This is a genomic window from Tepidimonas fonticaldi, from assembly GCF_007556755.1.
GTDB lineage: Bacteria > Pseudomonadota > Gammaproteobacteria > Burkholderiales > Burkholderiaceae_C > Tepidimonas > Tepidimonas fonticaldi.
In genome coordinates this window covers 25500-39838 of sequence record NZ_VJOO01000015.1, presented here as the reverse complement: position 1 = coordinate 39838, position 14339 = coordinate 25500, and the positions used below count along the sequence as shown (strand labels likewise).

The window sequence follows — 14339 nt, the reverse complement described above, 5'->3', positions numbered from 1 at the left end:
GCCATGAGCACCGACACCGCCGCCCCCGCGGGCGCCCACGGGGCGCCGCCCAGTCCCCCGCCGCCCCTGCGCCTGGTGCACCGGGGGCGGGTCCGCCAGCTCGACGCCGTGCCGGCCGACCGCACGCTGCTGACCCTGCTGCGCGAGGACCTGGGGCTGACCAGCGTCAAAGAAGGCTGCGCCAGCGGCGACTGCGGAGCCTGCACCGTGGCCGTGGCCGACCACGGACCGGACGGCGCACTGCGCTGGCGCGCGCTCAACAGTTGCATTCGGCTGGCCCATGCGGCCAACGGCTGTGCCGTCTGGACCGCCGAGGATCTGACGCAGGATCCGCTGATCGCGCGCACCGGCCCCCTGCACCCCGTGCAGCAGGCACTGGTGGACGCCCACGGCTCGCAGTGCGGTTTTTGCACGCCCGGCTTCGTGATGAGCCTGTTCGTGCTGTACCAAGGACGCCCCGCGGGCACCCCGGTGACCCGCGACGAGGCGGTGGAGGCCCTGTCGGGCAACCTGTGCCGTTGCACCGGCTACCGGCCCATCCTGGACGCCGCCCAAGCCATGACCGCGCTGCCCCCCGCCACCGTGGACACGGCCGCGCTGCACACCCTGCTGGCGGCCGCGCAGCCGGCGGCGCAGCCCCCCGCCCCCCTGCCCGACACGGCGGCCCCGGCCTACCTGGCGCCGCGCGATCTGGACAGCTTGCTGGCCGCGCGGGCACGCTGGCCCCACGTCCCCGTGGTGGCCGGCGGCACCGATGCCGGCCTGTGGATCACCAAGCAGCACCGCCGTCTGACCCAGGTGCTGGATGTGTCGCGCTGCGCCGCGCTGCAGCGCATCGATACGCAGGACGGCCCGCATGGGCGCACGCTGCGCATCGGCGCGGCGGCGACGCTGCACGACGCCTTTGCCGCCCTGCAGGCCCACTGGCCGAGCCTGCGCGACTTTTTCGGCCGCTTTGCGGGCCAACCCATCCGCCACGGGGGCACCCTGGGGGGCAATGTCGCCAACGGCTCGCCCATTGGGGATTCGATGCCGCTGCTGATCGCCCTGGGCGCCTCCGTGGTGCTGCTGCGCCACGGAGCGCGCGGCCCGGAAGAACGCCGGCTGCCGCTGGAGGATTTCTACCGCGGTTACCGGCAAACCGCGCTGGCCGCGGACGAGCTGGTGGGCTACCTGGACATCCCGCTCGGCAACGGCACCGCGTGGCCCGAGGTGCATGCGCACAAGGTGTCCAAGCGTTTCGAGGACGACATCTCCGCCGTCTGTTTGGCGCTGGCGCTCTGGCGCGATACGGAGGGCCGGGTGGTGCAGGCCCGCATCGGCGCCGGCGGCGTGGCCCCCGTGCCGACGCGCGCACGCGCTGCCGAAGCCGCGCTGCGCGGCCAGCTCTGGCAGGCCGACACCGTGCGCGCCGCGATGGACGCGCTGCAATCGGAGTTTGCACCGCTGAGCGACGGGCGGGCCAGCGCGGCGTACCGTCGCGCCGTGCTCGGCAACCTGCTGTGGCGCACCTGGCTGGCCACGGCGGCGGCGCCGGATGCGCCCCCGGTGCGGCTGGATGAACACGCCCCGTGGCAGGCACTGCTGCAGACCACGGCGGAGGAGCGCGCATGAACGCCGCCCTGCCCCTCGATACCGGGACCGGGCCCGCCTGCGGGTCCCCCATCGCCCACGAGAGCGCCCACGCCCAAGTGGCCGGCCGCGCGCCCTATGTGGACGACCTGCCCGAGCCGCGCGGCACCCTCCACGCGGCCCCCATCCTGTCGCCGGTGGCGCATGGGCGGCTGCGCGGCCTGGACGTGTCGGCCGCCCTCGCCCTGCCCGGGGTGCGCGCCGTGGTGACGGCCCAGGACATTCCGGGCGATCCGGTGCTCGCGGCCTTCGCGCACGACGAGCCGGTCTTGGCCCGCGACACGGTGCAGCACGTGGGCCAGGTGATCGGGCTGGTGGTGGCGGACGATGTGCGCACGGCCCGCGCGGCAGCCCGCGCGGTGCGAGCGGACATCGAGCCGCTGCCCGCGGTGCTGGACCCGCGCACCGCCCATGCGCAAGGGGCGTATGTGCTGCCGCCGGTGCATGTGCGGCGCGGGGACGCGGCTGCCGCCATCGCACAGGCGCCGCACCGACTGCAGGGGGCCTTTGCGGTCGGTGGGCAGGAACACTACTACCTGGAGGGCCAGATCGCGCTGGCCATCCCGCAGGAGCAGGACCAGTGGACCGTGCTGTCAAGCACCCAGCACCCGGGCGAAGTGCAGCACTGGGTGGCGCATGCGCTGGGCCTGGCCACCCACCGTGTGCGGGTGGAGTGCCGGCGCATGGGCGGGGGCTTTGGCGGCAAGGAAACGCAGGCGGGCCATGTCGCGGTCTGGGCGGCGCTCGCGGCGCACAAGGTCGGCGCCCCCGTCAAACTGCGGCTGGACCGCGACGACGACATGCTGATCACCGGCAAACGCCACCCCTTTGCCTACGACTACGCAGTGGGCTTCGACGACGGTGGCCGCATCCTGGGGTTGGAGCTGTCGATGTACGTGGACTGCGGCTTCTCGGCCGACCTGTCCGGACCGGTGGCCGACCGGGCCGTCTTTCACAGCGACAACGCCTACTTCGTCCCTCATGTGGCGCTGCACAGCTACCGCTGCCGCACCCACAAGCAAAGCGCCACGGCCTTTCGCGGATTTGGCGGCCCGCAGGGCATGATCGCCATCGAGACGCTGATCGGTGACATCGCGCGCCACCTGGGCCTGGACCCCCTAGAGGTGCGCCACCGCAACCTGTACGACGACGCCCCCGCGCCGACGTGGACCGTGCCGCTTCCGGCCGGCAGCACCCCCCTGCCCCCGCGGCGCGACACCACGCCCTACCAGATGCGGGTGGAGGACAACATCCTGCGGCCGCTGATCGACACGCTGGCCGAGCGCTGCCGCTACGCCCAGCGGCGCGCCGCCATCGCCGAGTGGAACGCGCGCAGCCCCGTGCTGCAGCGGGGCCTGGCGCTCACGCCGGTCAAGTTTGGGATCAGCTTCACGGCGACGCTGTTCAATCAGGCCGGCGCGCTGGTGCATGTGTACACGGACGGCAGCGTGCTGGTCAACCACGGCGGCACCGAGATGGGCCAAGGCCTGCACACCAAGGTGGCCCAGATCGTGGCGGACGAACTGGGGGTGCCGGTGGCACGCGTGCAGGTCAGCGCCAGCGACACCGCGCGCGTGCCCAACGCCAGCGCCACCGCGGCCTCCAGCGGCACCGACCTCAACGGCCGCGCGGCGCAATACGCCGCCGCCAGCGTGCGCCAGAATTTGGCCGCTTTCGTCTGCGGGCTGGACGGCTGCGGCGCGGGGGAAATCCGCTTCGAAGGCGGCTGGGTCCTCTCGCCCAAGGCGCGCCGGCGCTTCGACGATGTGGTGCGCGAGGCCTACGCCAACCGCATCCAGCTCTGGAGCGACGGCTTTTACCGCACGCCCAAGATCCACTACGACAAGACCACGCTGACGGGGCGGCCCTTTTATTACTTCGCCTACGGGGCGGCGTGCACCGAGGTGGCCATCGACCCCCTGACCGGCGAGCTGCGGGTGCTGGCCGTGGATGTGTTGCACGACGTGGGCCGCAGCATCAACCCGGCGATCGACGTCGGGCAGATCGAAGGGGGCTTTGTGCAGGGCATGGGTTGGCTGACCACCGAAGAGCTGGTCTGGCGCGACGACGGGCGCCTGTGGACCACCGGGGCCAGCACCTACAAAATCCCCGCCGCCGGCGACCTGCCGCCGCACTGGCGCATCGACCTCTGGCCCGAGCCGAACCGCGAAGACAACGTGTTTGGCAGCAAGGCGGTGGGCGAGCCGCCGTTCATGCTGGCCATCAGCGTGTGGGAGGCGGTGCGCGACGCGGTGGCCAGCGCGCGGCGCCGCGCCGGCCTGCCGGCCGATGGCCCGCTGCCGCTGGACGCCCCCGCCACGCCGGAGCGGATCTGGCGCGCCTGCCAGGCAGGGTAGCGAGCGGCCAGTCGGGCGGGCGTTCGGCGGCGTCACGGCGGGCGCCCCATCAGCGCAGCCACAGCGCGCGAAAGTCGTTGACGTTGGTGTGCGTGGGCCCGGTGACGAGCAGGTCACCCAGCGCGGCAAAAAAACCGTAGCTGTCGTGCCGGTCCAGGTGATCGCGCGCCGACAGACCCAGCGCCCGGGCGCGCGCCAGCGTGTCCGGGGTGACGAAGGCGCCAGCGTTGTCTTCGGTGCCATCGATGCCGTCCGTGTCTGCCGCCAGCGCCCATACCCCCGGGGCGCCGTCCAGCGCCAACGCCAGGCCAAGGGCGAATTCGGCCGCCCGCCCGCCGCGCGGGCGCTGGCCCGGTGCTTGTGCCGGGGCGCGCACCGTCACCGTGGTTTCGCCGCCCGACAGGATCACACACGGCGGACGCAAGGGCCCGTGCCCCTGCAGGGCATAGCGGGCCAGCGCGGCGTGCACCCGAGCGACCTCGCGCGATTCGCCCTCCAGCGCATCGCCCAGCACATAGGCACGCAGCCCCAGGCGCTCGACCTCGGCGGCGGCGGCCTGCAAGGCCGCGTGCGGCGTGGCGATCAGGCGCACCGTGCACATGGCCCAGCGCGGATGGTCGGGCTTGGGTGTCTCGTGCCGCCCCGCGGCCAGATCCGCCCGCACGGCGGGCGGCAGCGCGATGCCGTAGCGGTCCAGCACCGCCAGCGCGTCGGCGTCGGTGCTGGCATCGGCCACCGTCGGGCCGCTTGCGATCACGGCGGGGTCGTCCCCCGGCACATCGCTGATGGCCAGCGTCCAGACGGGGGCCGGCGCCGCGGCCAGCGCCAGCCGCCCGCCCTGGATGCGGGAGAGGTGCTTGCGCACGACGTTCATCTCGTGGATCGACGCGCCACTGGCCAGCAGCGCCCGGGTGATGGCCTGTAACCCGGGCAGATCCAGGCCCGGCACCGGCAGGCCCAGCAGGGCCGAGCCCCCGCCGGAGATGAGCGCGATCACGAGGTCGTCGGGCCCCAGCCCCTGGACGGAAGCCAGCAGCCGTTGCGCCGCGTGCACCCCGGCCGCGTCGGGCACGGGGTGCGCAGCCTCCAGCACGTCGATGCGCGGCGGCACGCCCGGGGGCCGCGGAGGCGTGTGGCCGTAGCGCGTGACCACGCAGCCGCTCAACGGGGCCTGCGCGGGCCAGGCCGCCTCCAGGGCGTGGGCCATGGCGCCCGCGGCCTTGCCGGCCCCGACGACGACCGTGCGCCCGCGCGGCGGAGGTGGCAGGTGGGCGGCCAGTTGGCGGGCAGGCTGGGCGCGCTCGACGGCCGTGCGGTACAGGTGGGTCAGCCACTCACGGGGGGTGTCGGGGGTGGGGGTCATGGCGCCTCCAGTCGGCGGGTGAAGGGTGGCAGCCCCTGGAGGATGAGGCGGCCATACCCGGTGGACAGCAGCCGGGGGTCGTAGCACACGATGCGGGCCCGATCGTCCTCGGTGCGGATGGCGCGCCCCACCCACTGCAGCAGCCGTGTGGCGGTGGCGGGCACGACCAGATCCAGAAACGGGTCGCGCCCCCGGCCGCGCAGCCACTCGGCGCGGGCCTCGCCCACCGGATCATCCGGCGGCGCAAAGGGCAGCTTGGTGATGAACAGGTCCTCGCACAGGCGGCCCGGCAGGTCCAACCCCTCGCCAAAGGACTGCAGGCCGAACAGGATGGACGGCTCGCCCGCGGCCACCCGCTCGCGGTGGCGCGCCAGCAGACGGGACCGCGGCAGCGTGCCCTGCACCAGCACGCGATCGCGCCACTCGGCGGGCAGCGCCGCAGCCAACCGTTGCATGTGTGCGCGGGCGGTGAACAGCACCAGCGCCCCATGCCGCACGGACGGCAGATCGCGCAGCAGCGCGGCCTGCACGGCCTCCTGGTAGGCGGCCGCATCGCGGGGGTCCACCGACACGCCGCCCAGCACCAGCGCCCCCTGCTCGGCATAGTCGAAGGGGCTGGCCACGGCCAGGGTCTCGACGTCGGGATCGTCCGCCAGCCCGGCCTCGCGCAGAAAAAAGTCGAACTGCCCGCACGGGGTCAGCGTGGCCGAGGTCAGCACCGCGCCGCGCACCCCGCTCCACAGCCGGGTCCGCAGCAGCCCGCCCGGCTGGATGGGGCTGGCATGGGCCTGCACCCGCACCGTGTCGCCGGCCGCCCCGGCGCCGGGGGCCGACAGCGTGAACCACTTGGCCAGGGGCGCTTCACCCTCGGGGGGCTCGTGCAGCAACCAGCGCACGGTGTCGTGGGCGGCCTCGAGCCTCGGGGCCAAGGTGCCGAGCTGCGCGTACAACTGGGAGAGCCGCCGCGCCTCGTCCGGCCGCTCGCGCAGCGCCGCACGCAGCGCGGCACTGACGGCGCGCAACGCATCCAAAAAGGCCGCGCTGGCCTGGGCCGCCTCCTGCAGCGGGACATCGAAGCCGTCGGGCAGGCGGCCACGCGGCAAGCGCACGCACAGGGGCTGTCCGTCGCCGACCACCTCGCGCAACCGCGCGCCCCAGGTCTGCACCGCCAGCCGGGCCACCTCCTGCAGCGCCTGGCGCAGCCGCGCGGCGGCGGGCGGCACATCCGCCAGGGCATTCAGCTCCACCTCCTGCCCCGCCTTGAGCGCCCGGCTGGCGAGCTGATCGATCCATGCCAGCCGCGTCAAACCCGCCCGGCAACCAAACTGCTCCAGCGCGATGGCCGGCAGGTGGTGCGCCTCGTCCAGCACCAGCAGGCACTGATCCAGCTCCGGCAACTGGCGCGAGCCCAGCGTGGACAACAGCAGATCGTGGTTGACGACGATGACCTGCGCGCCCACCAGCGCCTTGCGCTGCTCGAAATAGACGCACCCCCCGTACAGCGGACAATGGCGCGCCGTGCACGACGCCGCCTCGGCAGCGATGGCCGACCACCAGGCGGGCTCCGGCGGCTCCGGCAGGCTGTCCCGATCGCCATCCCAGCGGCCGTGGGCCAGATCGTGCGCCCGGGCACGCAGCCACGCCAGCCGCTCACCGCTGGGGGCGCCCGCCGCGGGGACTTCGTCAACGTCCGCCAGGTCGGGCTCGGCGTGCGGATCGGCCAGCCAGCGCTCGAGCTTGAGCCGGCACACATAGCGGCCGCGCCCCTTGGCCAGCGCGTAGCGAAAACCCACCGGCAGCCGCTGCGCCAAGGCCGGCAGGTCCTGGTGCACGAGCTGCTCCTGCAAGGCCACAGTGGCCGTGGACACCACGAGCCGCGTTTGCTTGGCCACGGCCGCCACGATGGCCGGTGCCAGATACGCCAGCGATTTGCCGACCCCGGTGCCGGCCTGGATCACCGCCACGCGGCGCGTGACGGGGGCCGCCTCATCGTCCGGCTTGCCCAGGGTCACGGGGGCCAATGTGCAGGCCACATGCCGCGCCATCTCCCGCTGCCCCGGACGCGGCCGCAAACCGTCTTGGCCCGCGATCAGGTCGTCGAACGCTTCCAGCGCCTGGGCGGCCAGGTCCTCCGTTGCCTCCGTCGTGTTCATGGAGGCCGAGTGTGACACACGCACCGGGTTTCACCCCCATAATCCGCGTCATCGGAGAGGGCGACGCCCCACGGATCAGGGAGAACACTTCACACACTGCCGCTCCCCCGCCTGTCCATGACCTCCGGCCCGTCGTCGCCCGCTGCCCCGTCCGGCGCCACCGCGCGGATCGAGCACGGCCTGCAGTTTCTGGCCGCCTACCTGGTCCCCGTGCTGGCCGCGCTGCTGTCGGTGTGGGCATTGTGGTCCTGGCCCGACGAATACCCCGTGGGCGACGGTCGCCCGCTGGCGTTTACGGCCATGGCGGTGGACACGCCCCGATCCCCCGCCGAGGTTCTGGACGGCCTGGCCCGCCACACCCCACGCACCGAGTGGGACACCCACCTGTCCGAACACCCGTTGTGGGTGAGCCTGCGGCTGGCGCCACCGGACCGCGCGCCGGGGCGTGTGATCGACTTTCCGTCCCGCCACGCGACTGCCATGCGGTGCTGGGACGGCGATGGGCTGCAACCGCTGGGCCAGATCGACCGCAGCGCGGGCCCGGGCGGCGACGGGGCCCTGCGCCCCTCGCGCACCGGCTTCGTCCTGACCATGCCGCAACTGCCGGCCCATGTGCTGTGCGAGGCCCGCTTCACCGGCCCCGCCCGCTTCAGCGCGATCGGCCGCAGCACGGCGGATCTGGCCGTCCTGGAGCGACAGTTCCACCGGGATGCAGGCTGGCTCGACGGGGGGCTGCTGCTGCTGGCGCTGTTCACGCTCGTCGCCGGCATCATCAACCGGGAACGCAACTACCTGATCTTTGCCGCATGGCTGGTCATCAACCAGCGCATGGCAGCCCTGTCGGGCGGATGGGACTACCAGTGGCTCGGGTATCTGGTACCGGCGGATTGGCTGACGCCGCTGCGACAGATGACCGTCGCCCTGTATTCCACCGTGACGGTCGTGTTGTTCCGCTTCTTGTTCGGCACCGATCTCGAGCGGACCGGCACGCTGGCGTGGGTGCGCGGAGTATTGTGGGCGTGCCTGCCCGTGCTGGTCGGCGGACTCGTTCTGCCATTCGCCCTGTTTTTGCCGTTCATTTGGGTGGCAACCGCGCTCGGGGTGTGTGTGCTGGGCTACGCGCTGGCCGTCATCCTCGTGCGGACTCGATCGCCGGTGGCCATGTGGTATGCGGCCTCCATGGCCATCGCGCTGGGAGCCAGCCTCTACGAGGTGATCGCCGCGGCGCTCGGCCTCAAGGGCCTGATCGGCGCCGTCAACAGCATGACGGCGGCGTTGGCGTCCAGCCTGCTGGCGTCCCTGGCGATCGCCGAGCAGTTTCGGCAGGAGCATCTGCAACGGCTGGCCCTGCAGGCCGAGTTGCAGCACACCTTCGACTTTTTGCCCATCGGACTGTTCACCCTGGACACGCAGGGCCAGTTCATCAGCGCCAACCCGGCGGCACACGCCCTTGTCGGCCCGGGCCTGGACGTGGGCCGCACCCGCTGGGACAATCTGTTCCCCGCCCACGACTGGGCGCAGCTCCAGCACGGCGATGGCGCGGAGCCCTGCGTGGAGTTCGAAACCAGTCTGGCGCGCGAAGACGGCATGACGCGCCGCTTTCTGGTCCGTGCCGCGCGCGCCGGCGACAAGATCGAAGGCACGCTGCAAGACATCACCGACAAAGTGCGGGCGCACGAGCATCTGCAGTTCCTGGCCGATCACGACCCGCTGACCAAGGTGATGAACCGGCGGGGGGTGGAAGCCTGCCTCAGCCGGGGCCTGCAGCGGCTGCGGCGCGGCAAGCCCCTGGCCGTCGCCTATCTGGACCTCGATCGCTTCAAACTGATCAACGACCTGTACGGCCACGTAGCGGGCGACGCCGTGCTGCAACAGGTGTGCGAGCGCGCGCAGGAGCCGCTGTCGCCCCATATGTACCTGGGCCGCATCGGCGGCGACGAGTTTTTGCTGGTGATGCTGGACACCCCCTTGCACCGCGCCGAAACCGTCTGCCGCGACGTTCTCCTGCGCCTGATGCACGAGCCGTTCACCGTCGGTGACCGCGCCTTTCAGGTGCGCGGATCGATCGGCCTGATCGAGGTCTCACCCGGCGCCTCCCCCAAGGACGTGGTGGCCACGGCCGACCGCGCCTGCCGCGAGGCCAAGCGCGCCCACGCCAGCGGGCTGGTGGTGTACGAGCACGGCTCGCGCGCCTTTCGCGACCACGAGGCCGAAATGCAACTGGTCGAGCGCCTGGCGGCCGGGCAGAACATCGAGGGTCTGTTCCTCGAGATGCAGCCCATCGTCTCGCTGCGGCACCCGCACCAGTCGCTCAACTTCGAGGTGCTGCTGCGCATGCACGACGAACACGGCAGCCGCGTGCCCACCGAGCGGCTGATCCGCGCCGGCGAGAACGCCGGCCGCATGAGCGTCATCGACCGCTGGGTCGTGGAATCCACGCTGCGCTGGCTGACGGAGCACGAGGCCCGGCTGCCGCAGAACCAGTTCGTCTGCCTCAACCTCAGTGGCGCGTCGCTCAACGACGAGCGCTTCATCGAGGACATGTACGACACGCTGGAGCGCCACCGCGGCGTCGCGCACCGGCTGTGCTTCGAGGTGACCGAGAGCGTCGCGCTCAACGACATCGCCAACACGCGCCGCTTCATCGACCGCGTGCGCAGCCACGGCGCCAAGGTGGCGCTGGACGACTTTGGCGCGGGCTACACCTCGTTCTCGTACCTGAAGGATCTGCCGGCCGACATCCTCAAAATCGACGGCAGCTTCATCGTCAACATGAACCGCCACCCCGCCAACGTCGCGATCGTCGAGGCGATCGTGAGTCTGGCGCAAAACCTGGGCATGAAGACCATCGCCGAATGGGCCGAGGACTTCGAGACGGTCGAAACCCTGGCCGAAATCGGGGTGGACTTCGTGCAGGGCTACGCGCTGTCGCGCCCCGTGGCGGCGCAGCAGATTCTGGCGGCCCAGTCGGGGGCGGACTTCATCGCCGACGCCCGCCTGGGCGACTACCTCAACAGCCTGCCGCCGGACGACGACCTGGCCAACGTCGATTGGGTGCTGGGGCACCCCGAACCGGACACGACGCGCCAGCCCGGTCAATCGAGGTCGATGTCCGGGTGATCGGTGTTGAACCAGAAGTCGTACAGCGGATGCTCGGCGCCGTCGTCGCGCGCCGTCGCGATCTGGCAGTACATGACGCGATGGGGCAGGTTGAACGCGTACGCCAAAGGAACGAAACCCTGGCCAGGATAAATATCTCGGAACATCAGGCGAGCATATTGTCTGTCCAGCGGCGTGCGCGCCGCCACAAGCACGAAGCGCACCCCTTCGCGCAGGCACCAGAAGTAGGCGGCCTTGAGCATCACCGTCTTGACCACCCGGCTGTGCACGGCCTGGGCGACCGCCAAGCGGGTGACCTCGGCACAGGGGGCGCCGGCCATCCAGTCGGGCAAGTCGAACGACTGCTCCAGCGCCAGCGGCTGGTAGCGATTGGTCTGGATGCGCGGGGTCCCCAGCGCCGAGCCGTCCACCTTGGACTCGGCGAGCAGCACCGCCACACCCGGGGCATGGTCCATGGGCTCGGGGCTGCGCAGCCCCTGCGTGATTGCGGCGGGCAAGTGGCGCGCGTAGGCCGCGTGCCGCACATCGACGGCCTTTTGCAAGTCCTGCGCGGCGTGCGCCACGCGGACGGTAAACGGCAGCCGTTCGACCTGACGCGCCGCGGACGCCGCGCCGGGCACCTCCCATGACAGGGACGATGGCACGGCATACCAGCCGTCGACGGCGGCGCGGGCGCGGGGGCCAGACGCAAGGGTGGGCGTGAGCATCGTGCGATCCTCCGGGGCGAGCGCCCCACGTGTCGAGACGCTTTTCACTGTAGGCACCGCCCAACGCCCCTGTAGTCGGCAACGCGCCGTTTTGCGTGTCAGCGGTTTTCCGACACGGCCGTCGGCGGCACGCCCCGCTTACAATCCCGACCGCGCCGGAAGCGTGGCAGAGTGGTCGATTGCACCGGTCTTGAAAACCGGCAACGGGCAACCGTTCGTGAGTTCGAATCTCACCGCTTCCGCCAGGAGCCTCTCCAGAACCGGGGCGGAATGTCCCGCAATTTGCGCCTTCACCCCGGTGCAGACGCGCTACAGTCCCGGCAGAGAACATCCCGCGGACCGACGTTTCTGGAGAACCCACCCGTGAACCGACGCGATTGCCTGCTGCATCTGACCGCTGCCCTGGGCGCCCCCGTGGCGGCGGGGCTGACCGCCTGCGGTGGCGGCAGCGACACCCCGACGACCACCACGCCCACGCTGATCGACATCACGGTCACCCCTGCGGCGCCGACCATCGCCGTGGGCACGACCCAAACCTTCAGCGCCACGGGTCGATATTCCGACGGCTCGTCCGCCCCGCTGGACAAGGGCGTGACCTGGACCAGCAGCAGCACGACCGTGGCCACCATCGTGGCGAGCACCGGGGTGGCCACCGGCGTGGCGGTCGGTGATACCGACATCACCGCGACCGTGGGCACCGTCAGCGGCAAGACGCGCCTGTCGGTGAAGGCCGGCTACCAACAGATCGCTGCCGGTGGCGCCCACGCGGTCGCGCTCAAAGCCGACGGCACGCTGTGGGCATGGGGAGAAAACCGCTTTGGGCAGTTGGGGGATGGCTCTCTGGTCGACCGCCTGACCCCCGTGCTGATCGGGACTGCCAAGAACTGGACCCAGGTCGCCGCTGGCGAGGCCCACACGCTGGCCATCCGCAGCGACGGCACGCTGTGGGCCTGGGGCTCCAACCTCAACGGGCAGCTGGGCGATGGCACGCAAACCGACCGCGCCACGCCGGTCAAGATAGGCACCGCCACCAACTGGGTGGCGGTGGCCGCCGGCGCCCGCCACTCACTCGGCATCCAGAAGGACGGCACGCTGTGGGCCTGGGGCCGCAACTTCGAGGGGCAGCTCGGTGACGGCAAGGACGCCGATCTGCTGGTCCCCACCAAAATCGGCACCGACAAGGACTGGATACTGGCGGTGGCGGGGGCCTACCACACCGTCGCCCGCAAAACCTCCGGGCGGATCTTCGTGTGGGGGTCCAACGAATTCGGGCAACTGGGGCTGGACAACAAAGGCGCCAACGTCCGCACGCCCACGCCCATGGATACCACCACCTGGCTGGCCATGGCCGCCGGGGAGCGCCACACCCTGGCCATCCGGTCCGATGGCACGCTGTTTTCCTGGGGTGACAACGGCTCCGGGCAATTGGGCACGCCAGGTGGCAGCCGGATTTTTGCCGCGCCGGTGGACGACTCCATGGATTGGGTGGCCATCGCGGCGGGCAGTCGGCATTCGCTGGCGGTCAAGAAAGATGGCTCGCTGTGGGCCTGGGGGGACAACGTGCTCGGCCAACTGGGTGACGGCACCACGGCGTCGCAGCGCGCGACCCCGACACGCATTGGCGACGCCACCGACTGGCTGCGCATTCGCGCCGGGGCCGAGGCGTCGTACAGCATCCGCACCGACGGTACGCTGTGGTCGTGGGGGCGCAACCACAAGGGGCAGCTGGGCCTGGGCGATCTGATCACCCGACGGGCCCCCGAGCGCGTGGCCTGACCGCCCACCCACGGGGGGCGCTCACTCGTGGCGCAGCGCCTCGATGGGGTCGAGGCGCGCCGCCCGCCGCGCGGGCACGTAGCCAAACACCACCCCGATCGCCGCCGAGAAGGCAAACGCCACCAGGTTGATCGCCGGGTCGAACACGAAGGGCACGGACATCGCCCGGCTGATGACCACGCTGGCCCCCAGGGCAAGCGCCAACCCCGCCACCCCGCCCAGGGCGGCCAGCACGACCGCCTCGATCAAAAACTGCCCCATCACCTCGCGCTCCAGCGCCCCGATGGCCAGCCGCAGACCGATCTCGCGCGTGCGCTCGGTCACGCTGACCAGCATGATGTTCATGATGCCGATGCCGCCCACGAGCAGGCTGACCGCCGCGACGGCCCCCAGCAGCATCGTCATCACGCGCGTGGTGCCGGACATGGTCTCGGCCAATTGCTGGGTGTCCAGGATGTTGAAGTTGTCCTCTTCGCCTTCGGGGATGCCGCGCCGCTCGCGTAGGATCTCGCGGATGCCGGCCTTGACGGCCTGGGCATCGGCACCGTCCAGCATGGAGACGTGCAGCGTAAAAACCCGCGTGTGCCCGACCACGCGTCGGTGCAGGGTGTTGATGGGCATGAGCACGACATCGTCCTGATCCTGCCCGAACGCGCCCTGCCCCTTCGGCGCGAGCACGCCCACCACCTCGCAGGGGATTTGGCGCACGCGCAACGTATCCCCGACGGCCGGATTGGGGCCGTAGAGCTCGCGGCGCACCGTCTCGCCGATGATGCAGACCGCCGCCCCGATGCGGTACTCGTCGTCGCTGAACGGCCGGCCATCGGCCAGGGTCCAGTTGTTGGTCAACATCCAGTCGGGCGAGCCGCCAATCAGGCTGCTCGTCCAGTTGCGGCCATTGGCCACCACGGTGCCGCTGCTGCGCGCCTCGGCGGCCACCGCCAGCACCCCGGGCGTCTGCGCGGCGATCACCTGGGCGTCGGTCAGCTTGAACGAGGGCGCCCCAAAGCCAAAGCCCCCCGGCCCCAGGCGCTGCCCGGGGCGCACCTGCAACAGGTTGGTGCCCAGGCTGGCGATCTGCTGCTGGATGGCCAGGGTGGCCCCGTTGCCCACCGTCACCATGGTCACCACCGCCGCCACGCCGATCACCACCCCCAGCACGGTCAAAAACGAGCGCATCAGGTTGCGGCGGATGGAGCGCAGCGCCAGCACCAGCGTGTTGAGCCACATG

The 14339-nt window shown here is 71.5% G+C and carries 8 protein-coding genes and 1 tRNA gene; 5 read left to right on the top strand and 4 right to left on the bottom strand.

The genetic code is table 11. From position 1 onward, the window contains the following. Positions 1 to 3 precede the first annotated feature (3 nt). Positions 4 to 1614 carry a xanthine dehydrogenase small subunit gene (xdhA, locus tag Tfont_RS08615; protein ID WP_143969127.1) on the top strand — a complete coding sequence of 537 codons (1611 nt, stop codon included), beginning with the start codon at positions 4 to 6 and terminating at the stop codon, positions 1612 to 1614. Continuing rightward, positions 1611 to 3989, top strand: coding sequence for a xanthine dehydrogenase molybdopterin binding subunit (gene xdhB / locus Tfont_RS08610; protein WP_068610317.1), 2379 nt, complete (start codon positions 1611 to 1613; stop codon positions 3987 to 3989). The genes xdhA and xdhB overlap by 4 nt, the downstream gene beginning before the upstream one ends. Positions 3990 to 4038: 49 nt before the next feature. Here xdhB and Tfont_RS08605 read toward each other — a convergent pair whose 3' ends face one another. Further along, complete coding sequence (locus Tfont_RS08605) at positions 4039 to 5352, bottom strand: glycerate kinase type-2 family protein (RefSeq protein ID WP_143969126.1); 1314 nt, start codon at positions 5350 to 5352, stop codon at positions 4039 to 4041. Further along, a complete protein-coding gene (gene dinG / locus Tfont_RS08600; RefSeq protein WP_143969125.1) occupies positions 5349 to 7505 on the bottom strand; it encodes an ATP-dependent DNA helicase DinG in 2157 nt (718 codons plus the stop codon). The genes Tfont_RS08605 and dinG overlap by 4 nt, the downstream gene beginning before the upstream one ends. A gap of 117 nt (positions 7506 to 7622) precedes the next feature. Here dinG and Tfont_RS08595 point away from each other — a divergent pair, with 117 nt between their 5' ends. Beyond that, positions 7623 to 10625, top strand: coding sequence for an EAL domain-containing protein (locus tag Tfont_RS08595; protein ID WP_143969124.1), 3003 nt, complete (start codon positions 7623 to 7625; stop codon positions 10623 to 10625). Here Tfont_RS08595 and Tfont_RS08590 read toward each other — a convergent pair. Then, a complete protein-coding gene (locus tag Tfont_RS08590) occupies positions 10601 to 11332 on the bottom strand; it encodes an N-acyl amino acid synthase FeeM domain-containing protein (protein WP_143969123.1) in 732 nt (243 codons plus the stop codon). The two genes, Tfont_RS08595 and Tfont_RS08590, sit on opposite strands and share 25 nt — an antisense overlap. Positions 11333 to 11489: 157 nt before the next feature. On the opposite strand from Tfont_RS08590, the gene Tfont_RS08585 reads away from it, so the two are divergent. Together Tfont_RS08585 and Tfont_RS08580 are read left to right on the top strand one after the other, a co-directional pair. Beyond that, a tRNA-Ser gene (locus tag Tfont_RS08585) sits at positions 11490 to 11577 on the top strand. Between the two features lie 118 nt (positions 11578 to 11695). Further along, positions 11696 to 13108: an RCC1 domain-containing protein gene (locus Tfont_RS08580; protein ID WP_185974503.1), complete on the top strand. Its 1413-nt coding sequence runs from the start codon at positions 11696 to 11698 to the stop codon at positions 13106 to 13108. A 21-nt stretch (positions 13109 to 13129) separates the two neighbouring features. Here Tfont_RS08580 and Tfont_RS08575 read toward each other — a convergent pair whose 3' ends face one another. Continuing rightward, the gene (locus Tfont_RS08575) at positions 13130 to 14338 is read right to left on the bottom strand and encodes an ABC transporter permease (RefSeq protein WP_068610345.1); all 1209 of its coding nucleotides are present in this window, start codon (positions 14336 to 14338) and stop codon (positions 13130 to 13132) included. Position 14339 lies beyond the last annotated feature (1 nt).

Excerpts from the sequence above, each read along its gene's own strand:
- xdhB (WP_068610317.1), top strand. The coding sequence starts at position 1,611 with ATGAACGCCGCCCTGCCCCTCGATACCGGGACCGGGCCCGCCTGCGGG.
- Tfont_RS08605 (WP_143969126.1), bottom strand. The coding sequence starts at position 5,352 with ATGACCCCCACCCCCGACACCCCCCGTGAGTGGCTGACCCACCTGTAC.
- Tfont_RS08575 (WP_068610345.1), bottom strand. The coding sequence starts at position 14,338 with ATGTGGCTCAACACGCTGGTGCTGGCGCTGCGCTCCATCCGCCGCAAC.
- dinG (WP_143969125.1), bottom strand. The coding sequence starts at position 7,505 with ATGAACACGACGGAGGCAACGGAGGACCTGGCCGCCCAGGCGCTGGAA.
- Tfont_RS08595 (WP_143969124.1), top strand. The coding sequence starts at position 7,623 with ATGACCTCCGGCCCGTCGTCGCCCGCTGCCCCGTCCGGCGCCACCGCG.
- Tfont_RS08590 (WP_143969123.1), bottom strand. The coding sequence starts at position 11,332 with ATGCTCACGCCCACCCTTGCGTCTGGCCCCCGCGCCCGCGCCGCCGTC.
- xdhA (WP_143969127.1), top strand. The coding sequence starts at position 4 with ATGAGCACCGACACCGCCGCCCCCGCGGGCGCCCACGGGGCGCCGCCC.